20 protein-coding genes are annotated in these 22,447 nt (G+C 42.6%); 3 read left to right on the top strand and 17 right to left on the bottom strand.

Annotated features, from left to right (window positions below; genetic code table 11):
• Nucleotides 1–60: 60 nt before the first annotated feature.
• The 11 genes from trxA to zapA form a co-directional block, all read right to left on the bottom strand.
• Nucleotides 61–375: a thioredoxin gene (gene trxA / locus D5F11_RS06720; protein WP_120115393.1), complete on the bottom strand. Its 315-nt coding sequence runs from the start codon at nt 373–375 to the stop codon at nt 61–63.
• A gap of 106 nt (nt 376–481) precedes the next feature.
• On the bottom strand, nt 482–1,459 hold the full coding sequence (locus tag D5F11_RS06715; RefSeq protein ID WP_120115394.1) for an electron transfer flavoprotein subunit alpha/FixB family protein: 978 nt from the start codon (nt 1,457–1,459) through the stop codon (nt 482–484).
• Between the two features lie 35 nt (nt 1,460–1,494).
• Nucleotides 1,495–2,259, bottom strand: coding sequence for an electron transfer flavoprotein subunit beta/FixA family protein (locus D5F11_RS06710; protein ID WP_120115395.1), 765 nt, complete (start codon nt 2,257–2,259; stop codon nt 1,495–1,497).
• A 38-nt stretch (nt 2,260–2,297) separates the two neighbouring features.
• Entirely contained in the window at nt 2,298–3,071 is a 774-nt protein-coding gene (locus D5F11_RS06705; RefSeq protein ID WP_120115396.1) for an enoyl-CoA hydratase, read from the bottom strand.
• Between the two features lie 29 nt (nt 3,072–3,100).
• The gene (locus tag D5F11_RS06700) at nt 3,101–3,697 is read right to left on the bottom strand and encodes a fatty acid metabolism transcriptional regulator FadR (RefSeq protein ID WP_120115397.1); all 597 of its coding nucleotides are present in this window, start codon (nt 3,695–3,697) and stop codon (nt 3,101–3,103) included.
• Between the two features lie 219 nt (nt 3,698–3,916).
• Nucleotides 3,917–5,608 carry a long-chain-fatty-acid--CoA ligase gene (locus tag D5F11_RS06695; protein WP_120115398.1) on the bottom strand — a complete coding sequence of 564 codons (1,692 nt, stop codon included), beginning with the start codon at nt 5,606–5,608 and terminating at the stop codon, nt 3,917–3,919.
• 312 nt (nt 5,609–5,920) lie between these two features.
• Nucleotides 5,921–6,328 (bottom strand): DUF350 domain-containing protein, encoded by a 408-nt coding sequence (locus D5F11_RS06690; protein WP_120115399.1) that lies wholly within the window; start codon nt 6,326–6,328, stop codon nt 5,921–5,923.
• A 38-nt stretch (nt 6,329–6,366) separates the two neighbouring features.
• Entirely contained in the window at nt 6,367–8,727 is a 2,361-nt protein-coding gene (locus D5F11_RS06685) for an endonuclease MutS2 (protein ID WP_120115400.1), read from the bottom strand.
• Between the two features lie 32 nt (nt 8,728–8,759).
• Nucleotides 8,760–10,481 carry a DNA polymerase/3'-5' exonuclease PolX gene (gene polX, locus D5F11_RS06680; protein ID WP_120115512.1) on the bottom strand — a complete coding sequence of 574 codons (1,722 nt, stop codon included), beginning with the start codon at nt 10,479–10,481 and terminating at the stop codon, nt 8,760–8,762.
• A gap of 87 nt (nt 10,482–10,568) precedes the next feature.
• Nucleotides 10,569–11,111: a CvpA family protein gene (locus D5F11_RS06675; RefSeq protein ID WP_120115401.1), complete on the bottom strand. Its 543-nt coding sequence runs from the start codon at nt 11,109–11,111 to the stop codon at nt 10,569–10,571.
• A 7-nt stretch (nt 11,112–11,118) separates the two neighbouring features.
• Entirely contained in the window at nt 11,119–11,379 is a 261-nt protein-coding gene (gene zapA / locus D5F11_RS06670) for a cell division protein ZapA (protein WP_120115402.1), read from the bottom strand.
• A 157-nt stretch (nt 11,380–11,536) separates the two neighbouring features.
• Between zapA and rnhC the strand changes: the two genes are divergently transcribed.
• On the top strand, nt 11,537–12,469 hold the full coding sequence (rnhC, locus tag D5F11_RS06665) for a ribonuclease HIII (protein ID WP_120115403.1): 933 nt from the start codon (nt 11,537–11,539) through the stop codon (nt 12,467–12,469).
• Between the two features lie 179 nt (nt 12,470–12,648).
• Here the strand turns inward: rnhC and D5F11_RS06660 are convergent, their stop codons facing one another.
• Both D5F11_RS06660 and D5F11_RS26055 read right to left on the bottom strand, forming a co-directional pair.
• Complete coding sequence (locus tag D5F11_RS06660; protein ID WP_120115404.1) at nt 12,649–13,719, bottom strand: PQQ-dependent sugar dehydrogenase; 1,071 nt, start codon at nt 13,717–13,719, stop codon at nt 12,649–12,651.
• A 236-nt stretch (nt 13,720–13,955) separates the two neighbouring features.
• Nucleotides 13,956–14,126 (bottom strand): hypothetical protein, encoded by a 171-nt coding sequence (locus tag D5F11_RS26055; RefSeq protein WP_185830538.1) that lies wholly within the window; start codon nt 14,124–14,126, stop codon nt 13,956–13,958.
• 202 nt (nt 14,127–14,328) lie between these two features.
• Here D5F11_RS26055 and D5F11_RS06655 point away from each other — a divergent pair, with 202 nt between their 5' ends.
• Nucleotides 14,329–15,687 carry an MFS transporter gene (locus tag D5F11_RS06655; protein WP_120115405.1) on the top strand — a complete coding sequence of 453 codons (1,359 nt, stop codon included), beginning with the start codon at nt 14,329–14,331 and terminating at the stop codon, nt 15,685–15,687.
• A 42-nt stretch (nt 15,688–15,729) separates the two neighbouring features.
• Nucleotides 15,730–16,524 (top strand): NRDE family protein, encoded by a 795-nt coding sequence (locus D5F11_RS06650; protein ID WP_245998098.1) that lies wholly within the window; start codon nt 15,730–15,732, stop codon nt 16,522–16,524.
• A gap of 36 nt (nt 16,525–16,560) precedes the next feature.
• On the opposite strand, the gene D5F11_RS06645 is transcribed toward D5F11_RS06650, so the two are convergent.
• From D5F11_RS06645 to D5F11_RS06630, 4 genes are all read right to left on the bottom strand, one after another.
• Nucleotides 16,561–17,418: a cytochrome c oxidase assembly protein gene (locus D5F11_RS06645; RefSeq protein ID WP_185830537.1), complete on the bottom strand. Its 858-nt coding sequence runs from the start codon at nt 17,416–17,418 to the stop codon at nt 16,561–16,563.
• Nucleotides 17,419–17,748: 330 nt separating this feature from the next.
• The gene (gene pheT, locus D5F11_RS06640) at nt 17,749–20,163 is read right to left on the bottom strand and encodes a phenylalanine--tRNA ligase subunit beta (protein WP_120115408.1); all 2,415 of its coding nucleotides are present in this window, start codon (nt 20,161–20,163) and stop codon (nt 17,749–17,751) included.
• Nucleotides 20,164–20,180: 17 nt separating this feature from the next.
• A complete protein-coding gene (gene pheS, locus D5F11_RS06635; RefSeq protein WP_120115409.1) occupies nt 20,181–21,218 on the bottom strand; it encodes a phenylalanine--tRNA ligase subunit alpha in 1,038 nt (345 codons plus the stop codon).
• Nucleotides 21,219–21,578: 360 nt separating this feature from the next.
• Nucleotides 21,579–22,337 (bottom strand): TrmH family RNA methyltransferase, encoded by a 759-nt coding sequence (locus tag D5F11_RS06630; RefSeq protein WP_120115410.1) that lies wholly within the window; start codon nt 22,335–22,337, stop codon nt 21,579–21,581.
• Between the last annotated feature and the right edge of the window lie 110 nt (nt 22,338–22,447).

The raw sequence follows: 22,447 nt of genomic DNA, 5'->3' as shown, positions 1-22,447 counted from the left end.
TCTCAAACATACTTTTTTTCAAAAAAAAAGTCCGAGCGGGTGCTCGGGCTTTTCAGTGGCTTATAGGTGTTTATTCACCAAATCTGCCAACGCTTCTTTTGGCTGGAAGCCTACAGTTTTATCAACGACTTCTCCGTCTTTCATTACGATTAATGTCGGAATGCTCATGACACCGAATTGGCTGGCTGTATCTTGGTTTTCATCCACGTTCACTTTTGCGATTTTCATTTTATCGCCAAGCTCACCGTCCAATTCTTCAAGAACTGGAGCAATCATTTTGCATGGACCGCACCAAGGTGCCCAAAAGTCTACAAGAACGACTCCTTCGCCAGTTTCAGCTTTGAAATTTTCGTCGGTTGCATTAATAATAGCCATTTTTTTACCTCCTAATATACTATCCGAAACTAAGGCAAGTATATCATCAGGATTTCATACACGCTAACAATCTGCCTGTGATTTAATATTCCCGCAGCGAAACTTTTTATGAGGTGACTTTCATTTTTTTAAATTCTTCAGTTAACAATGGGACCACTTCAAACAAGTCGCCGACGATTCCATAGTCCGCTACATTAAAGATGTTTGCTTCTGGATCCTTGTTTATGGCGACGATCACTTTTGAGTTGGACATGCCTGCCATATGCTGAATGGCTCCAGATATTCCACAAGCAATGTAAAGATCCGGCGTAACAACTTTTCCAGTTTGTCCGATTTGCAGTGAGTAGTCGCAATAATCAGCGTCACAAGCGCCACGTGAGGCTCCCACGGCACCGCCCAGAACATCCGCAAGCTCCTTCAAAGGCTCAAAGCCTTCCGCACTTTTTACACCTCGTCCACCTGCAACAATGACTTTCGCTTCAGATAAGTCTACACCTTCGCTTGCTTTTGTAATGACTTCTTTAATAATTGTTCGCAAATCTTTTATTTCTGCACTAACTGGCGTGACTTCACCGCTTCTAGACTCATCCTTCGCCATTGGTTCGATGTTATTTGGCCTGATCGTAAAGAATGTGATTCCATCCGTAATGACCTTATTTTCAAATGCCTTTCCTGAATAAATAGGGCGGGTAAACACCATTCCATCATTGCCCTCTTCAATGGCCGTAACATCAGAAATAAGGCCTGTGTTCAATTTGCTGGCAATCTTTGGAGAAAGATCTTTTCCCAGAGAAGTATGCCCAAAGACGATAACGTCCGGATTTTCTTCATTGACAACTGCCATAAACGCCTGTGAAAAACCGTCTGAAGTATAATGCTTTAATTGTTCGTCTTCTACTGTAATCGCACGATCCGCCCCGTAATGAATCATCTCACTCGCACTGTCCTTCACGGAATCACCGATTAGAACAGCGACCACTTCTCCACTCTCAGCTACTTTCTTTCCTGCCGCTATTGCTTCAAATGAAACATTCCTTAAACTGCCATCCCGGAGTTCACCGAGTACCAATACTTTTTTAGCCATTGCTTCATACCTCCTGTTTCTCTGTAAAAGGGATGTTATATTACTTTACTGAGCAAACCTGCAAGCTCTTTTACTTGGTCCTTCAATTCACCATCTAGAATCCGGCCCGCTTCTTTTTCTGGAGGAAGGAATATTTCAACCGTTTTCGTTTTCGGCTCAACATCATCCTCATCCAGGTCCAAATCATCCAATTCCAATTCTTCCAAAGGCTTTTTCTTCGCTTTCATGATTCCTGGCAAAGATGGATACCGCGGATCATTTAATCCTTGCTGGGCAGTCACAAGTAATGGAAGAGATGTTTCAATGATCTCGGAGTCCCCTTCAACATCACGAACGATTTTCACTGCTTCACCATCAATCTCCAATTTGGTGATAGTCGTTACGTATGGAATATCCAAAATATCTGCAACACGCGGCCCTACCTGCCCAGAACCTCCGTCAATGGCAACATTTCCTGCCAAAATCAGATCCGGATCTTTATCCTGCAGATATTCAGCCAAAATCGCAGCCGCCGAAAACTCATCATAATTATCCAAATCGTCTTCAATATCAATCAATGCCGCTTTATCGGCTCCCATTGCCAACGCTGTCCTAATCTGCTTTTCGGCATCTTCCTCGCCGACACTAACGACAGTCACCTCTCCCCCATGCTCATCGCGAATACGGATGGCTTCCTCAATCGCATACTCATCATAAGGGTTGATGATGAACTCTGCCCCATCCTCTTCAATCTGGCCGTTTGAAATGGCTATTTTTTCTTCAGTGTCGAATGTTCTTTTCATAAGCACGTAAATATTCATGATCGAACCTCCTATAATATGAAACTGATAAATAACTATTACTCTCCCGTAAATTTTGGCTCTCTTTTTTCAATAAAAGCCCGGATACCTTCCTGTCCATCCCTCGTTGTGAAAACTTCACCAAATTTTGCGGCTTCCAGATTGACTCCGTTGTAAAAACTCCTTCCCTTTCCAAACTGGAGAAGTTCAATAGCAGCCTTGAGAGAGGCCGGACTCTTTTTCGCGATTAATCGTACTAGCTCTTTCGCTTCGTTTAACAGCTCTTCTTCCGGATAGCTTTGGTTGGCTAACCCCCATTGCACCGCTTCCTTTCCAGTCAGCGGCTTACTTGTAAAAAGCATTTCCGCTGCTTTGGCTACTCCTACGTATCGCGGAAGACGCTGTGTTCCGGCAAATCCCGGTATTAGCCCAAGCTGAAGTTCCGGAAGTCCGAGCTTCGCATTTTCGCTAACAAGTCTGATGTGGCAAGCCATTGCCAATTCAAGGCCTCCTCCAAGTGCTGCCCCATGGATGGCAGCGACAACCGGTTTCGGGAACGTTTCAATTTTTTCAAATATCCTTTGGCCGTCAGCGGCCAGTTCGGAAAATGCCTCACCGCTTTGTACTTCTGTAAATTCCTTTATATCTGCTCCTGCGGAAAAGAAGCGGCCTTCACCATATAAAAGGATTGCCCTGATGCTATTGTCGTTCTCAAGCTCTTCCATTTGCTGGCCAAGCTCCTGAATTACAGCCGTTGAAAGTGCATTAGCGGGAGGCCTTTCGATTTTGATAAAAGCTGCATTGTTTTCCTTTGAAACTGTCAAAAACTCCATGTGAGCTAGCTCCCTTCAAGACGGTTTTTTTATGAAGCAGCGTTCTCGGATATGCACCCATTCAAAATTAGCTTGTGTACTTTGGGAGCGAGCGCGACCAAGTCATATTTATGTTCGTTTAACACCCAAGTTGTTGCTGTTTCATCCATAGTTCCAAAAATCATTTGCCTTGCCAGCCGGATGTCGAGGTCAGCCGCAAACTCTCCGCGTTCTTTTCCATATTCCAGGATGCTTTCCAATACACTTAAATAATCCTTCAGTACTTCATTAATTTTAAACCGCAGATCTTTGTTGGATTGTCTTAATTCCAATTGAGTGACAATCGCAAGCTTTTTGTCTGCAGATAAAATTTTGAAATGGCTTTCAAACATTACTAATAATTTCTCCGAAGCCGTTTCTTTTCCTGCAATCCCTTCATTAATTGTTTCAACAAACATGGCCATTTTTTCTTGAAAAACTGAGATGAGTACATCTTCTTTATTTTTAAAGTAGAGATAAATAGTGCCATCCGCCACTCCAGCCTGCCGGGCTATTTTGGAAATTTGTGCCTGATGATAGCCATTTTCAGCAATAACAACAACGGCCGCTTCAATGATTTGTTTATACTTTGGTCTGTTTCTTTTCACTTGTTTCACCTTCTGTACAGTAAAATGAATGATTGCTCATTCATAAAAATATAATAAATCTTATCCAATTTTCTGTCAAGAAATTACACGTCTCAAAAAATCTGGCTATTATGATAAAAAAACAAGCGCCTGATCCTCGACGTAAAATGAAAATGAAACGTTTATAGCGAAGCGGAATTGGCTGATAGGCGCTAAAAATCCCGATGCCAACAACAATGATTATCCCAGCTTTTCTTCTTGGCCCATTTTCCTTTTCTCTTCATCTACTAGATTACGCCGCAGAATTTTTCCAACAGCGGTTTTGGGGAGCTCATCCCTAAATTCATAGATTCTAGGCACTTTAAATGCTGCTAAATGCTTTCGGGCAAACTCATCCAACTGTTGCTCGGTAACATTTTCTCCTTCTTTTAAAACGACATAGGCTTTGACAGTTTCCCCTCTATACACGTCTGGTACACCAGCAACCACAACTTCCTGGACTGAAGGATGCTCATAAAGCACTTCTTCTATCTCGCGTGGATATATATTGAACCCTCCTGCAATAATCATATCCTTTTTACGATCAACAACATAGAAATATCCCTTTTCGTCCATATATCCCAAATCGCCGGTGAATAACCACCCGTCTTTTAGCGTCTGTTCTGTTTCTTCAGGCATATTCCAGTATCCTTGCATGACTTGCGGACCTTTTACCGCTATTTCTCCAACTTCTCCCGGCGCTAAAGGTTCCCCATTTTCCGTAGAAACAATCATTGCATCGGTATCAGGCCACGGAACACCTATGCTGCCCTTCACTCGTTCACGATCCCAAAGGAAATTAGCGTGGGTGACTGGGGAAGTTTCGGTCAAACCAAATCCCTCAACTAGCTTTCCTCCGGTTGACTTCTCGAACCTCTCCTGGACTTCCACAGGTAAAGGAGCTGATCCGCTAATACATGATTCGATGGAAGACAAGTCATACTTTTTAATATCTGGGTGATTCATCAGCCCGATATAAATAGTCGGTGCTCCTGGAAACAAAGTCGGCCTTTGTTTATGAATGGTTTTTAAAGTAGTTTCCGCATCAAATTTCGGAAGCAGAATCATTTCATAGCCCTGCATGACCCCTAAAATCAGTACAGTTGTCATTCCATAAACATGGAACAGCGGAAGCACACCAAGGATTTTTTCCTCTCCCTTTTTCATTTTGTAAAGCCAGGCATCACACGCAGTTGCATTGGCAATCAAGTTTTTATGAGTGAGCATAACCCCCTTAGGATTTCCTGTCGTTCCGCCTGTATATTGCAAGAGTGCTAGATCCTTGTCAAAATCGAACTCCAACGGTACTTCTTTTGGTGATGTTCTGGTCATTATCTCTTTAAACAGGTGCTGATTGCCTTCATGCTTTACCTTGACAACGAGGCCAGTATCGCGTTTTTGTATAAAAGGATAAATGACATTTTTAGGAAACGGCAAGTAATCTTTGACTGCGGTTACAATAACATGTTGCAGTTCTGTATTCCCGATCACTTTCATGATCCGTGGATAAAGGATATCTAGCCCAATGATTGCTTTTGCACCCGAATCCTTCATTTGGTACTCGAGTTCCCTTTCCGTATAAAGGGGATTTGTCTGCACCACAATGGCTCCTGCATAAAGAATTCCATAATAACTGATGACAGCTTGCGGAGAATTCGGAAGCATAATTGCAACCCGGTCGCCTTTCTTGATGTCCAGCGTTCGCAAATATGTCGCCATTCTGAGAGAGCTTTTGTAGAGCTCACGGTACGTTAGTTCTTTGCCCATAAAATGAATAGCCGTTTTGTCAGGATAATTTTGGGCTGCATCTGTCAAATATTGCTGCACTGGTTTTCGATCATAATCCAGAGTTTTGGGAAGGGTGTCCGGATAAAGCTCCAACCAAGGCTTCATAAATTTACATTCCTCCTTTTCTAATGAACAGTAAGAAAATTTCAACTTATAAATATTATATTACAACGATAGGCGATAGTACAACCAATTGACTAAATTATCGGAACAATATAAGAAAGGTGCAAGATGAATTTTGAGGAATGAGCTTTTCCGCCCTCGCTTTTTGGCGTCAAAGGCTGCTTTGTTACAAATGAAAAACCGCCTGTAATTTACAGACGGCTTTATACTCGTACTAAGTATATAATCCCAACTATGATAAAGATGCTGCAAACTACAAACAGCACTTTTGCCAGTTTTTCCACGGTTTCCTCCTTAATGAATGCCAGCACCGATGACATATGACAATCCGACGGAAATGACCATTGCCAAAAAGCCAACAGCGCGGTTGTCTTTTTCTATCTCTTCATCAATTCTAAACTTTGGCGTCAAAAATTCAAAGATAAAGTATCCAGTCAACAAGAGGAAAAAACCGTACATTCCCCACCCAATCATTATGAATAAAGAATCATGGTGTAAAATAGAATGCCTGAAAATATTGGCAATCCCAAAAATCTTTCCTCCGGTAGCCATTGCAACCGCTACATTTCCTTTTTTTATTTCTTCCCAGTTCTTATATTTGGTCACTATTTCAAATATAAACAGGAAGAGAACCATGCAAAGGACTGTAACACTGTAATAGCCCGCCGTTTGTACAAATGAATTTTCCCAAAAAGAGTCCATTCAAATCATTCCCCTTTTTAACAGGGGTTCAGCTGGAGCTACTTAAATTCGACAACTGTGACGCCACTCCCGCCTTCCCCTGCTTCTCCAAGTCTTATACGTTTAACTGCTCGATGATGTTTCAAATATTCCGTAACTCCCGACCGAAGTGCACCTGTTCCTTTCCCATGGATGATAGATACACGCGGATAGTTGGCAAGAAGAGCATCGTCAATATATTTTTCCACTTCACGCAGGGCATCTTCATACCGCTCACCGCGTATGTCGAGTTCGAGCCCGACATGATAATCCCTTCCTTTAACGGTGGCAAGAGGCTTTGGCTCAGGTTTTGGTTCAGATTTGATAAATTCCATATCCTTTTCGGCCACTTTCATTTTTAGAACACCCGCCTGTACCTGCCATTCGTTCTCGCCCATTTTTTCCAGCAAAGTACCTTTTTGGCCGAATGTGGTAATCATGACCTCATCACCCGGCTGCAGCTTGCGCTTTTGCTTGGAATTTTTAGCACGGCCAACTCCTTTATCCAATTCAGGAACAGCGGTATCGAGCCTTCTACGAGCCTCTATCAATTCATGCTCTTTTACTTGTGCATTGCCTTCCATTCTCATTTTCCGCAATGAACTTATGACATCTTCAGCTTCGGTCCTAGCTTTCTCCACAATCTCGACTGCTTTTTGCTCAGCACTTGCATACATTTCTTTTTCCCGCTCATAAAACTCAACCATCTGCTTCTGAAGATCCCGATGAAGATTTTCAGCATTTTTCAAATAAAAATGAGCCTCTTCATAATCACTCTCAGCCTCTTTTCGGCTCTTCTCTAAAGACGCAATCATGTTTTCCACTTCATTGCTTTCCGTATCTATGAACGATTTTGCATGTGTAATGATGTCTTCGGATAATCCAAGCCGCTTGGAAATTTCAAATGCATTGCTTCGTCCAGGCACACCAATCAGAAGTCTGTATGTCGGCTTTAGAGTCTCAACATCAAATTCCACACTCGCATTGATAACTCCTTCACGATTATACGCATATGCTTTCAATTCTGGATAATGTGTTGTAGCGATCACGCGAGCTCCCCGACTATATACATCATCTAATATAGAGATTGCCAGCGCCGAACCTTCCTGAGGATCCGTCCCAGCACCAAGCTCATCAAAAAGAACCAAGCTTTCATCATTTACATGTTTCAATATCTCTACGATATTGACCATATGTGAAGAAAAGGTACTCAAACTCTGCTCGATTGACTGTTCATCGCCGATATCTGCAAATACTTCCTTGAAAACCGCCAGCTCCGATTCTTCTGATGCTGGAATAAGCAGGCCTGATTGCGCCATCAGTGTAAGAAGCCCGACCGTTTTCAAAGTAATGGTCTTTCCCCCAGTATTCGGTCCGGTAATGACGATCGTGGAAAAATCTATCCCAAGGGTAACATCATTTGCCACAACCTCTTCTGGAGGAATCAACGGATGCCTGGCTTTAAACAATTGAATGCGACCTTCTTTATTGACACCAGGTCTTGTTCCCTTCATCGCTTTTCCAAAACGGGCCTTTGCAAAAATAAAATCAAGGGACTCCATGACTTTTACAAGGACAAACAGATCATCCGCTGCTTCAGCCACTTTCCCGGACAATTCGATGAGAATCCGCTCGACTTCACGGTTTTCTTTCACATGCAATTCACGAAGACCATTGTTCAGATCAACGACTGCCTGTGGTTCAATGAACAAGGTCTGCCCTGAAGATGACTGGTCGTGTACGATCCCAGGGTAGTTAGAGCGATATTCCTGTTTAACCGGAATGACGAAGCGCTCATTCCGAATTGTGATAATAGCGTCGGAAAGCATCTTCTGTGCATTTCTTCCACGGATAAGGCTCTCAAGCTTCTCCCTTATCCTGTTTTCATCCCTTCTTTTTTTAAGCCTGATGCTCCTTAATTCCGGGCTTGCAGAATCTAGCACTTCACCGCCTTCATCAATGGCGTTCTTAATCTCATGCTCCAATGGTGTCATTACAGCAATTTGATCGGCTTTTCCTGATAAAATTGGAATGTCCAATCCGTTATCTTCGATTAGTTCCTCTATAAAACGCTTCATTGAACGGCCAGCATGGATCGTGCTTCCGATTTGTACAAGCTCAATAGGATTCAGCACCCCGCCGATTTGCGTACGCTTAATATGCGGGGTGATATTAAAGATCCCATTTAAAGGGGCATGTCCCTTTAGCCTAAGTACATGAGCTGCTTCGTCCGTCTCTTCTTGAAGCAATACAACCTCCTCAAAAGATGTGGACGGCTTCAGCTTTCTGATTCTTTCCACTCCCAACTCAGAGGCCGCGAATTCCTCCAATTGCAGAAGAATTTTATTAAATTCAAGCGTCTTTAATATTTTTTCATTCATGAACTTTGTTTTAAGTCCCCTTTCCCAAAAACCTAATCATTCCGTTGTAAAAACTTGACTAATTCATCCGGTTCCCATGTATTCATAACAGATGAGCTCTGTACCCATCCCCTTCTTGCAAATGCTATCCCGAGTTCCATGAAGTCTAGGTTTCTGATATTATGCGCATCCGTATTGATTACCAGCTTCACATCTTGTTCCTGGGCATGTCGTAAATGTTCCGCGGCTAAATCCAGTCTGGCGGGATTAGCGTTCAGCTCCAATGCTGTATCCGTTTCATTGGCCAGCTCAATCAACCTTTTAACATCTACATCATAACCCTCACGCCTGCCTATCAGCCTGCCAGTCGGATGAGCGATAATGTCCACATGGGGATTTTCCAAAGCATTTCTCAATCGCTCCATAATCTTTTCCCGCGACTGGGAAAAACTTGAATGAATGGATGCAATGACAATATCAAGTTCCCCCAGCAGTTCATCGTCATAATCAAGGCTTCCGTCTGGCAAAATATCCATTTCAATGCCCGATAAAATTAAAATATCATCATACTTCTCATTTAACTCTTTAATTTCCTCATTCTGTCTTTTGATACGGTCTACAGTCAAGCCGTTGGCCACTCTTAAAAATTGGGAATGGTCCGTTATCGCCACATATTGATAGTCTTTTTTCCGACAAGCTTCCACCATTTCCTCTAAGGAAAAAGCACCGTCTGACCAGGTTGTATGCATGTGAAGATCGCCTTTTATATCATCAATATGGATTAACTTCCTGTTGCCATCATATTCCTCCACCTCTTTGCCGTCCTCCCTAATTTCCGGTGGAATAAACGGTAAATCAAAGTGATGGAAAAAGTCGCTTTCGGATTGGAAGGTTTTGACTTCACCTGTTTCAGTATTCTCAACGCCATATTCACTGATTTTTTCCCCTCTTGCTTTTGCAAGCTGGCGCATGCGGACATTATGTTCAGCCGAACCAGTAAAATGATGCAGAGCCGTTGCAAATTCATAGGGAGCGACGATACGAAAATCGACGGAAATTCGATACTGCCCGCCTTCCATCAAGAGGGTCACTTTAGTATTCCCGCTTGCAGTCGCTTCTCCAGCTCCTTCAAGTTCAAGCAACTTTTCTTTGACAGTCTGCGGATGTTCTGTTGCAATGATAAAATCAAGATCCTTAATCGTTTCCCTTACCCGCCTAAGGCTTCCAGCTCTTGAAAAGCTTGAGATTTCCTTTATCTCTTTCAAAGAAGCTTCAATCGACTCCGCCATCGGAATCATATAGGAAATAGGCAATCGATCTGGCTGCTTGCCCATTGATGCCAATGCCTCTTTGATATTCTCTTCCGTTTTTTTGCCAAAACCCTTGATTGTTCTAAGCTTACCTGTTTCGCAAGCTTCTTTTAGTGATACCACATCAACAACTTCAAGTTCTTTATATAATCTTGCAATACTCTTGCCACCAAGCCCGGGAATTTGCAAAAGAGGAATTAATCCTTTAGGCACCGTTTCCTGGAGTTCCTGAAGGACAGAAGACACGCCGTCTTCTATAAATTCCTCAATGACTGCAGCCGTTCCCTTTCCGATAGATGGAATTTTTGTAAAGTCCTCGATTTCGGATAAGCTCCTGTCATCCGCTTCCATTGCAGCAGCCGCTTTTCTGAATGCGGCCGTCTTGAATGGATTTTCCCCTTTGAGCTCCATATAAACCGCAATTTGTTCCAATAAACGAATGACATCTTTTTTATTTACTCCCATTTCTGTCACCAACCGTTCTCCATTCTCCTGCCTCTCATTTTAACAAATAAGAATGCTAAAAGAAAAACTTCTCTTCGCAAAGAGAAGTCAACTTTGAATATAGTCAATCCACCATTTTTTCAATTCAGCAGATAAAAAAGGTGTATAATGAATCATCCCTTTGGCAAGGAATGAACCATTAATGGCCTCCTGGATTGCCGGAATCGGAAGTAATGCCGCGATATACAGCAATATAAAAATCATTAAATAAACTTCCAAAAATCCAAGAATGCCGCCGGCCCAGACATTCAGTGTTTTTAAGATTGGAAGGCTCGCAACAAAATCAAGTGCTGACCCGATGATACCGAGAACGATCCGGACAGCAAAAAAGATAATGACAAATGCAATAGCACGATAAAAGGCCTCATCCATCCCAACCCCATCAAAGACCATTTGCAATGTCTTTCCCGGATCAAAGTCCGGATATGGAATCCAAAGACGGAGTTTGGGAGCCAGATCATCATAAAAAATATAGGCTAAGATAAAAGAAACAACGAAACCGATCATATGAATCAGTTGAAGAATAAATCCCCTTCTAAGGCCGACAAAAAAACCAATGATCAAGATGATCAATAAAGATAAACTTAACATACATATTTCATTCCTTTAAACGCGAAAGCTCTTGTTCCAGATGCTCCAGGCGCTCTTGAAGTTTAATTTGCTCATGGACAGCATTAACAGCCGTTAGAACGGCCAGCTTGCTAGTATCAAGACTGGGGTTTACCGATCGGATTTCCCGCATTTTCTCATCAACAAGCTTTGCTACTAGTCTCATATGCGCTGACGTCTCTGCCCCTGTAATGATATAATGTTGCCCATAGATTGTAACTGGAGTGCGGGTCTTTTCACTTGACGACAACGTTATGCCCCCATTTCTTCATATAAAGCTTTAAAGTGCGTGTTTAAAAATACTTTTTCATGTGAAAAATCCTACCTTATATCATAGCATGAATAAAAAAAGATGGGAATTATTTATCATGATACAAGCGAAGTATAGATCAGGAGGATGCCGTCTTATGGCTAATACAGTGATTCAAACAACAATGGAAGAAATTAAGAAGATGAAAGAATATTATCAGCCTTACCTTTCAGAAAAGACCCCTCCCGGGAGTATTTTTTTTGCAAAGAAAAACGGCTGTGTCATCACTGCCTATAAATCAGGGAAAGTCATGTTTCAGGGAGCCAGAAATGAAGAAGAAGCAAAACAATGGAGCAAACCTGACTCAAATCAGACAAAACATTCTTCTTCACCGAAGGGATCAGGAAATCCGTTGCCGACCAATATCTCGAGTATGTCAATCGTAGGCTCCGACGAAGTCGGCAAGGGAGACTACTTTGGGCCGCTCATTGTTGTGGCAGCATATGTAAGAGCCGACCAGATTCCTCTCGTGAAAGAACTGGGTGTTAAGGATTCAAAGGATCTGACAGACTCCCAAATTATCAAGATTGCCAAAGATTTGCTAGCTTTTTTACCATACAGCCTATTGAAGCTGGATAATCCCAAATACAACAAACTTCAAGGATCAGGCATGACGCAAGGAAAAATGACGGCCATCCTGCACAACCAAGCACATCATTATCTTCTCGAGAAGATTTCACCTGAAAAGCCGGATGCCATTCTGGTTGATCAATTTGCCCAGGCTCCTGTCTATTACAAACACTTAAAAGGGCAAAAAGTGATTCAGAATGAGAGGGTCTATTTCAGCACGAAGGCAGAGAGTATCCATTTAGCGGTAGCTGCAGCATCTATCCTAGCCCGCTACTCTTTTATTCGCGCTTTTGATGGATTAAGCAAAAAAGTTGGATTTACAATTCCAAAAGGAGCAGGCGCCAAAGTTGACCAAGCTGCTGCCAGACTCATTAAAGAAAAAGGCATTTACGCATTGAACGAGTTTACAAAACTGCATTTTGCAAATACGGGAAAAGCCAAAAAGCTGGCGGGGATGTAGAAAAGCGAGCTCGAGATGGAAGGTTGGTCGCTGCACTCACTTCAGGCTTGTATGGGCTTATTTTTTACTAGCGAAAGGCCGGAGTCGACTGCTGGCAGAAATACCAACAATTGTTCCGGCTTCCAAACTAAAGGCATTGCCCCAGTCCTGACTTGCAGCTGCATGATAAGAAAAATGTCCTATTCCAGAGACATTCCGATCAATTGGTCGTCGTTTGCTGAAGGCTTGCCTCTTCCATCTGTATTATTCGTAATAAAATAAAGTGTGCCTTTTTCAATGATAACGTCCCGAATTCGTCCATTTCCATTTGCAAAAATTTCTGCCTTCCTTTGTTGCAAATCAAAAAGTCTTACAGCCTCTCCACGGAGATTACTGATATAGAGGCTACCATCATGATAAGCTATTCCACTTGGTGCCCAGGTATTTCCTTTTGTATGAAATAAGGGTGGCTCCATTCCATGACTTTCTTCATCACCCTGAATAATCGGCCATCCGTAATTTTGTCCTGATTCAATTCTATTGATTTCATCATGGGCACTTTGTCCATGCTCAGTTGCATATAACTGGCCCGACTCATCCCATGCAAGACCTTGTGGATTACGGTGTCCGAATGAATAGATAGGTGAGCCCGCAAATGGATTGTCCTCAGGAACAGAGCCGTCCAATTCCAACCGTAAGATTTTCCCAGCAAGACTTTCCAGTTGCTGGGCAAGCCCAGGCTCTGCTGCATCTCCAGTTGTCACATATACCTTGTGATCCGGACCTATTTTGATTCTACCCCCATTATGGATGTTGGCACCCGGTATTCCTTCCAATAATGCAACCGTTTCAAGCCATTGATCCTCATCCTTCTGTAAGCGTATCAGTCGATTCAAAATCTTGCCATCCTCTAGATAGGTATGATAAGCCAGTGCTTCAACATTCGTATCCGGTATCAGCTCAAGACCAAGTAGACCTCCTTCTCCCTCAGTGTATAAGGGCTTATTCAATAAGACTTGGTCACGTTTTACCTTAGCGGACTTAACTGCTACTTCAGCAATTGTTCCGTTTCGTTCACTTATAAAAAAAGTAGAGCTTTTCTTCGTAATGGACCAGGGAGTTTGCAGCCGGTCAGCAAATCGAGCCTCGATGGTCATTCCGGATGCCGGCTGATTCTCCTCTTCACTGTGATCCATTTGTTTCTTGTGCGATTTGGATTGTGAACAAGCCGACAGAAACAATATGAGCGAGATCAGAAGAAATCTTTTCACTATAGCCCCTCCATCCGATGGACAATCTTTAGATATTTTCCTGCGACTTTTTCCATGTCCTTCATGACTCATCCAACATGATGGACATCCAATAACAATTGATATACATCTGAAATGCAACTAGTGACCATCAGTAAGCCTATTCGCGCCTTCTTTCAATCTTCAAATGGACAGGCTCCTGCTGAACCAGCTTAAGACAAATGAGCTTAGTTCCATGTCCCCCAAAAAAAGGGTCCTCACTGATTACGATCTTTATCTGTAGTAAGTGCCGACAAAATCAAATGCGCCTTGGCGTATTTGATTTTGTCGAGCTCCTCTCGATAAATTTCCTCTGAAAATCTGTGGCATTCGCCGGAGGCTTTAACTTTATTCAGCCGGGGTTTGAACCCCACTGAATGGAATACCAATATGCATTCATCTCACCACTTACAGATGTGGGAGACTTCTGCTAAATGATGTTAATAATCTTTGACCTCCCATATATGAAAAAAGCAAGAACAGTAATGAAATGAATTAAAAAGGCTAAAAATGCCAATTAATTGACTATCCTTAAATAAATCGTTAGGATGTTTTTTAACGTAGCGGATGAGAAAAGTCAGGTGATTCGTAATGACAGGAACAAAGAAAACGCATAAACCATGGGTTCTTGTTTTAACTATTGGTCTCGGCACATTATTGAACCCATTGAATTCATCCATGATTTCTGTAGCATTGACACGGATGCAGCAGGATTTCGAACTTACATTTGCCGATGCTTCCTGGCTGATTTCAGTATTTTATCTTGCCAGTGCCGCTGGTCAACCCGTCATGGGAAAATTGAGCGATATGTTCGGCCCAAAGAGAATGTTTCTTGCTGGACTTGTTACGGTTGCAACCGCTTCAATGTTGGCACCGTTCTCTCCCAACTTTCCTTTTTTACTTGGCTGCCGGGCACTGCAGGCGATTGGCAGCTCCACTTTATTTCCAAGTGGAATGAGCATTGTGCGGACAAGCATTACAAAAGGACAGGCGAAAGCTCTGGCAACGCTTTCAATTTTTGCCTCTACTTCTGCCGCTTTTGGTCCATCCATCGGCGGGCTCTTGATTGATTCATGGGATTGGCCTTCCATTTTCATTGTAAACTTTCCTTTTATCATTGTCTCATTTTTCATGGCCATTTTTATTTTACCTGAAAAAGGACAAGGAAAATTTGAACTGGCGCGCATCGACTTCCTTGGCATCACCCTGTTTATCATTGCAGTGATCGGCCTAATTCTGTTTCTTTTATCATTAGATACGCAGATTCATTGGTGGGCATTTATAATCTTTGCCGTTTCGTCCATTAGTTTTTATTATTATGAAAAGAGGCAGGCAGAGCCATTTATTGATGTCAAAAGACTTAAAAGGAATCCAAATGTCACGCTGATTTATCTTCAGTTTATCACTATAAATCTCGTCTATTATTGTTATTTTTTCGGCTTTCCGACGTTTTTACAGCAGGTCAAAAAATACAGTCCTGGAAATACCGGCTTAATTATGCTTGCCCTAGCAGGATTCGGTGTCATTGTATCGCCGTTTGTAGGAAGGCTGATTGACCGTCATGGACCTAAGCCCGCTCTGATTATCGGCTCGTCGATTCTTTTTATTGGAACCGCACTTCTACTTACCTTGCGTGAAACATCATCCCTTTCTTGGCTACTGGTCATCATGGCAGTTTTGGGAATGAGCAACGGATTCAGCAATATTTCCATGCAGACAGCCCTTTATGAGCACGTGAGACCGGAGGATACAGGATCAGCATCGGGACTATTCCAAACAAGCAGGTATTTGGGATCTATCCTATCATCCAGCTTACTGGGCTTGGCTTTTAACCGCCATTTGGACATCCAGCACCTGCATAACGTCGCGATGATCTGCCTTGTTTTCTGTGCTGTAGTACTTTTCCTTTCTATCAGGCTTCCGGGCCGGAGAAAAAAATTAGGGGTCTGACCCCCAGTGCGGACCCCCAGTGCGGTAACGCGTTAAAGCAGGATGACATTCTATCAAAATTGGAGAGATATTATGTGTATCATTTTTATTGCTTATCGCTGCCATCCAAATTATAACTTGATTACAGCAGCAAATCGGGACGAATTTTACAAACGTCCTACTAAAGCGGCATATTTTTGGGAAGACAATCCTTCTATTTTAGCTGGCAGGGACTTGGAACAAATGGGCACTTGGATGGGTGTCACCCGGACTGGCAGATTTGCCGCGCTTACTAATTATAGGAACCCTTCGGAATTTGAAAAAGCAGATAAAAAATCAAGGGGACATATCGTCCGCGACTTTTTGGCCGGAGACGAATCCTCTTTCGAGTTTTTAAAAAAGCTTCAACAAGAAAATTTGAACTATAGAGGATTCAATTTATTCGTTTCAGATGGGGACAGCCTGATGTATTACTCTAATATCGGGAACGAAATCAAACAACTGGAGCCTGGTATTTACGGGCTGAGCAATGACCAGCTTGATACTCCATGGCCTAAAGTTGAAAAAGGCAAGCGAAAATTAAAACAGATGCTGGACAACGGATTGAATCATGAACAACTCTTTGCCCTCCTTGGCGATCAAGAAACAGCGCCAGAAGAGAAATTACCGCGAACCGGCGTTCCTTTACAGCTTGAAAAGACACTATCTTCCATCTTTATCAAAAGCCCTGATTATGGGACACGCTGCTCAACCGTTCTGACTATTGATCAAAATCAAAAAATCCATTTTATTGAAAAGACGTTTATGTCACATGGGGCAGATGAAAAAGAGTTTACGTTTATATCGGAGAAAAACTAAAAAGCTGCTATTGGCATTTTTAAGCCACAGCAGCTTTTATTTTTTCGGCAAATGAATCACTACACCTTGGACAACACGAATATTTTCATCATCAATCTGGCCTTCACGCTCATCTTCTTTCTTACTCCAGTTTCCAATGAGACAAAAAAGGGCAATTCCATAGCTTGTGAGTTGGATGACTTTCAAAATACCTCCGCCAAGCTGCTGGTCATAAACCGCTGACAGCGATGGAAACAGTTCTCCAGCCACTGCCGTATATAACGTATAATGTGCCTCCGTTATCCCAATAAGTAGAAAAATTCCAATCGGCATCAGTAAAACTGAGTTCAGAAAAATATACGCAACCCTCGTGAAATACGAGAATTTGCTAATCTCCGGCAATGGCATAATAATCGTCCACCACATCAAGAAGCCGGTAAAAATCAGAAAGATTTGGCTGATAATCGAAAGTATTACACTTTGCTGAATAACGTTGAATAATGGCGGCGCAAAATAAACAGTTAATGCTCCGTTAAACAGCAATGCAGCCATCCATGGGTGTCCTAGCAGCTTAATCGTAAATTTCAGCCTGTGATTCCAGAAATATTGCCGAATCCATTGGGGAGGCATACTTAAAATGAACAATGGCAGTACAATGAACAATACTGTCATGACCTCGATTACATGAGCACTGAAAGAAAAATAGTCAGCAGCTATTTTTAACGGACTGCCTTTAACAATATAAAACAAAACTGCCGCTGTATAATAATAGGCCATTTGCTTCTTTGTAACCTTATAGTTGGAAGAATGCATGATTTTTTTTGCATAAATGACCGAAGCTAATGCAACGACCATAAAAGTTATCGGGCTCCACATCTCGTACCAAGTAAAGCCCGAGAAAATATTCCAATTCACATTGATCCTCCTCCCCCTTTCATGGACAGCCATGAAGGATGAAACAGGTTTATAAGTGTGTGTTCAAAAAGTTTCCAAATTAGAAGTAAAAAGGGCGAGGCGGCTTGTTTCACACAGCGGAATGTATGCCTTTTAGATACATAAACCCACAGAAACAAGTCAACGAAGAGATTTTCCGCTTATATTCGGTGACTTTTTGAACTTCTTCTATAAGGACATTCTATCACATTTCAGCAAAGCGTCTCCCTCAATCCATGAAAAACATTTGAAAAGACTGGGATTGATGTCCCGGTCTTTGGAGGAAATAAAAGGCGCTTGTGCTTCTTGTTCCTAGCTGCGAAGCTCTGCACCAGCTTTTTCTTTCAATGCTGACAATACTTTTTCATGGGTTTTTGTGACTTCCTCGTCCGTTAGTGTTCTTTCAGGATCAGCATAGGTCAGTGAAAAGGCAATGGATTTTTTACCCTTTTCCATATTCTTTCCTTCATAGAGATCGAATACATGAACGTCTCTCAATAGCTTTCTGCCGGAATCTTTAATGATTGATTCGAGCGTTGCTGCATGGACATCCTTATCCACAACAAGTGCAATGTCTCGTGCAATTGATGGATAACGAGGGATTGGGACATAGCGCAATTCAGGAAGCTCGTAATCAAAAACTGGTTCAGCTTGGATTTCAAATACATAGGTTTCCTTCAGGTCAAGGTCTTTTTGCAAGTTGGGATGAACCTGCCCGACAAATCCTATGACTTCTCCATCCAATAAGACTTCCGCTGTTCGTCCTGGATGCATACCATCCATTTGAACGGCCTGCCATGAGATATGCTCCTCAAGCCCCAGCTTCTTAAACAAGCCTTCCAGGATTCCTGTGACTACATAAAAGTCAACCGGCTTTTTCTCTCCCTGCCAGGCATTATCCACCCATAGGCCTGTAACAGCTCCGGCAATATGCTCCCGTTCTTCCGGCTGCTTACCTTCACCTTTATTCAGAAAAACAGAGCCTATTTCGTAAAGGGCCACTGATTCATTTTTCCTGGCCACATTATACGAGATTGCTTCAAGCATTTGTGGAACAAGACTTAATCTCAACCGGCTCCGCTCTTCGCTCATCGGCATAGATAGAGTGACAGGCGGACGTTTTTCAATTGAAAACATGGATGCCTTTTCTTCGCTAGTCAAAGAGTAGGTGATCGCCTGAAACAAGCCGGCTCCTTCAAGGAAGCCCCTTGCTGTTCTGCGCTTTTCTTGAATTTTGCTCAAACCGCCTGGAGTTGCTTCTCCTCTAGGCAAAGTTTTCGGAAGATGGTCATAGCCATATAGACGTGCAACCTCTTCAACCAAGTCCTCTTCGATTGTAATGTCTCCCCTGCGGGTTGGTACGGTTACAGTAAATACATCTTCTTCAACTACTACATCGAATTGCAGTCTTTCAAAAATCTTCACGACTTCTGCTGAAGTGATGTCCGTACCGAGAACACGGTTAACTTTTTCCAAAGATATCGATACAACCGCTGGCTCGATTGTTAACTGGTCATCTTCTACAAGCCCTTCAAGCACTTCTCCGCCAGCATATTTTGCTATTAACTCAGCCGCACGCTCTGCTGCCGGTTTTACCCTATTCGGATCAACACCTTTTTCATAGCGGCTGCTTGCTTCACTTCTCAAGCCATGATATTTTGACGTTCTCCGAATCGATCCACCTGTAAAATAAGCAGACTCCAACAAAATGGTTGTTGTTTCATCACTTACCTCTGAATCCGCTCCCCCCATCACACCTGCGAGTGCTACAGGAACAGTTCCATTGGTAATGACAAGCTGATCGGAAGTCAATTTACGCTCCGCATCATCAAGCGTTGTGATCTTCTCTCCTTCTTTTGCCAGACGGACAACCACTTCCTTTGAACCGAACTGGTCATAATCGAAAGCATGAAGAGGCTGGCCATATTCAAGTAAAATATAGTTTGTGATATCGACGACATTATTGTGAGGTCGAATGCCCGCTGACATCAGACGGCCCTGCATCCATAAAGGAGAAGGTCCGATTTTCACATTTTTTATGACCTTTGCTGTATAAAGTGGATTTTCCTTTGGAGCTTCTACTTTTACAGCAATATAGTCAGAAGCTTTCTCTTTAGAAGCTTCATAGGAAATTTCCGGTAACTGAACTGTTTCCCCCAAAATAGCCGCTGATTCATAAGCGACGCCAATCATACTAAGCGCATCTGCACGATTGGGAGTCAAATCAAGCTCAAGTACTTCATCGTCCATGTTTAACAATGACAATGCATCGGAACCAACCTCAGCGTCTGCAGGGAATACATAGATTCCTTCGGCGAACTCTTTTGGTACAAGCTTTCCTTCAAAGCCAAGCTCCTGAAGTGAGCAAATCATTCCATTTGATTCCTCGCCGCGGAGTTTAGCCCTTTTTATTTTAAAATTGCCTGGAAGGACAGCACCTACTTTTGCAACAGGCACCTTTTGTCCTTTAGCAACGTTCGGTGCCCCGCAAATGATTTGGACGGGCTCTCCTTCACCAATATCAACCTTACACACTTTCAATTTATCGGCTTGTGGATGCTGAGTGCAATCAAGGACTTCCCCAACAACGACGTCCTTCACTCCATCACTCAATTTTTCAACTCCATCTACTTCAATACCGCTTCTTGTTATTTTTTCAGCTAATTCAGCTGCGGAAACACCATTTAAATCGACATAATCCTGCAGCCATTTATATGAAACCAACATGTGTTTAACCTCCCGAATTATTCTTGAACAGCAAATTGTTTAAGGAACCGGATATCATTCGTATAGAAATGGCGAATGTCTTCAATTCCGTATTTCAGCATAGCAATCCTGTCGGGCCCCATTCCGAAAGCAAAACCTGTATATTTCTTTGAATCGAAACCGGCCATTTCCAAAACGTTCGGATGAACCATACCTGCACCCAACACTTCGATCCAACCAGTTTGTTTACATACCCTGCAGCCTTCTCCGTGACAAATTTTGCAGGAAATATCCATTTCCACAGAAGGCTCTGTAAATGGGAAGAAGCTTGGGCGCAGACGAATTTCACGGTCAGCACCGAAAATCTTTTTAGCGAATACTTCAAGCGTCCCTTTTAAATCACCCATTGTGATATTTTCATCGACGACAAGGCCTTCGATCTGCATGAACTGATGAGAGTGTGTAGCATCATCGTTGTCGCGCCGATACACTTTTCCCGGGCAAATGATTTTAACAGGCCCTTTTCCTTCATGCTTCTTCATTGTTCTGGCCTGAACCGGCGATGTATGAGTACGCATTAAAATTTCTTCAGTGATATAAAAGGAATCCTGCATGTCTCGCGAAGGATGTCCTTTCGGAAAGTTCAAAGCTTCAAAGTTGTAATAATCTTGCTCGACTTCAGGTCCTTCCGCTATTTTATATCCCATCCCGATGAACAAATCCTCGATCTCTTCGATGATTTTTGTGAGCGGATGACGGTTCCCTGTTGCGACCGACCTTCCTGGAAGCGTCACATCAATTGTTTCAGCTTCTAGCTTCTTGGCGACAGCTTCATTTTCAAGTTCCACATTCTTATTTTCAATCGCCTTTGTAATGGTCTCTCTGATCATATTTCCGAGAGCTCCCATTTTTGGCCGCTCTTCTGCTGACAGTTTCCCCATTCCCCGCAATACTTCGGTAATCGGTCCTTTTTTTCCAAGATAAGAAACACGCACTTGGTTCAACTCTTTTAAATCCGAAGCAGCTCTAACTTCCTCAAGAGCCTTCCGCTCCAGTTCTTTCAACTTTTGCTCCATTTATATATCCTCCTTCTTTTAATCCAATACAAAGTTACGGCAAGCCGAAACGAAGACAATAAAAAAAGCCCGCCCCCAAAAAGGGACGAGGCTATGGTCGCGGTACCACCCTTATAAACATTCTCATGTTCACTTCATTGTCATAACGGCTAGGCCGGTGCATCTTTACGAAATTATAGATAAAAATCTGCAATGACGGTCCCGATGCCGACTCAGGAGGTGAACTTCACCTGGATTTCCAACTAAAAGTGCTTGCAGTCATGGCACTTTCTCCCTGTAAGCGTCCTCCGGCTACTTTTCTCCATCATAGTCATTCACTATATTAAGATATTCACATTATAGACGTTCCGAGCAATAATTTCAAATCGGTTTTCGCAAATGATAAAGCAATATGCCCGCAGCTATCGCAACATTGAGGGATTCACTTTTTCCATAGAGTGGAATATATAAGTTTTTATCCGTCTGCTGAAGAAGGGCGGGGGCTACTCCGGCTCCTTCATTGCCCATAATCAAAGCGAAGGAATCTGATGCGGGAACATTAGTAAAAGGTACTGCATTTTCAAGGGCCGTTCCGTAAACCGAAATATTAGCAGCATGTAACTTTTTTATCCACTCCATTAAATCTCCAGTTTCCATTTGCAAATGAAAATGACTTCCCTGAGCTGAACGAATCACCTTGGGGTTATAAAGATCCCCTGTTCCTTCCCCAAAAATAACGGCATCGATTCCTGCTGCATCTGCCGTCCGGATCATCGTTCCAATATTGCCGGGATCCTGTACCCCGTCAAGAAGAAGCAGTTTTCGATGAATGGCAGGATCCACTCCCGCAGTTCTTTTTTTACATACTGCAAATATACCCTGGGGAGTTTCAGTTGCTGAGATGGATTGGCTGATCTCTGCAGAGATCAATGTTACCGGAAACTTTCTCAACCGTTCAAGCTCGAAAGCAGTATAATTGCTTTGAACCATTATTTCAATAATATCATCGGATTTCAAAGCTTCTTCAATTAAATGGGCGCCTTCTAATATATATTTGCCGGATTGATCCCGCCCTTTTTTTGTAAGTAATTTTTTCCATTCCTTGACCCGCACATTTTTCGCGGATTTAAGTTCTTCCATGCATCATCCAATTCCTTTCGGGACAATTCTTTTTTCATTATAGTGGAAGTTCAAAGAGTCACCAAATAATAAGCGGCAAAATCTCTTCGTTGGCTTGTTTATGTACTGCT

Source organism: Siminovitchia terrae (assembly GCF_003605405.2).
Taxonomy (GTDB): domain Bacteria; phylum Bacillota; class Bacilli; order Bacillales; family Bacillaceae_C; genus Siminovitchia; species Siminovitchia terrae.
Note: the sequence above shows the minus strand (reverse complement) of the source record. Positions and strands in the feature narration are given on the sequence as shown.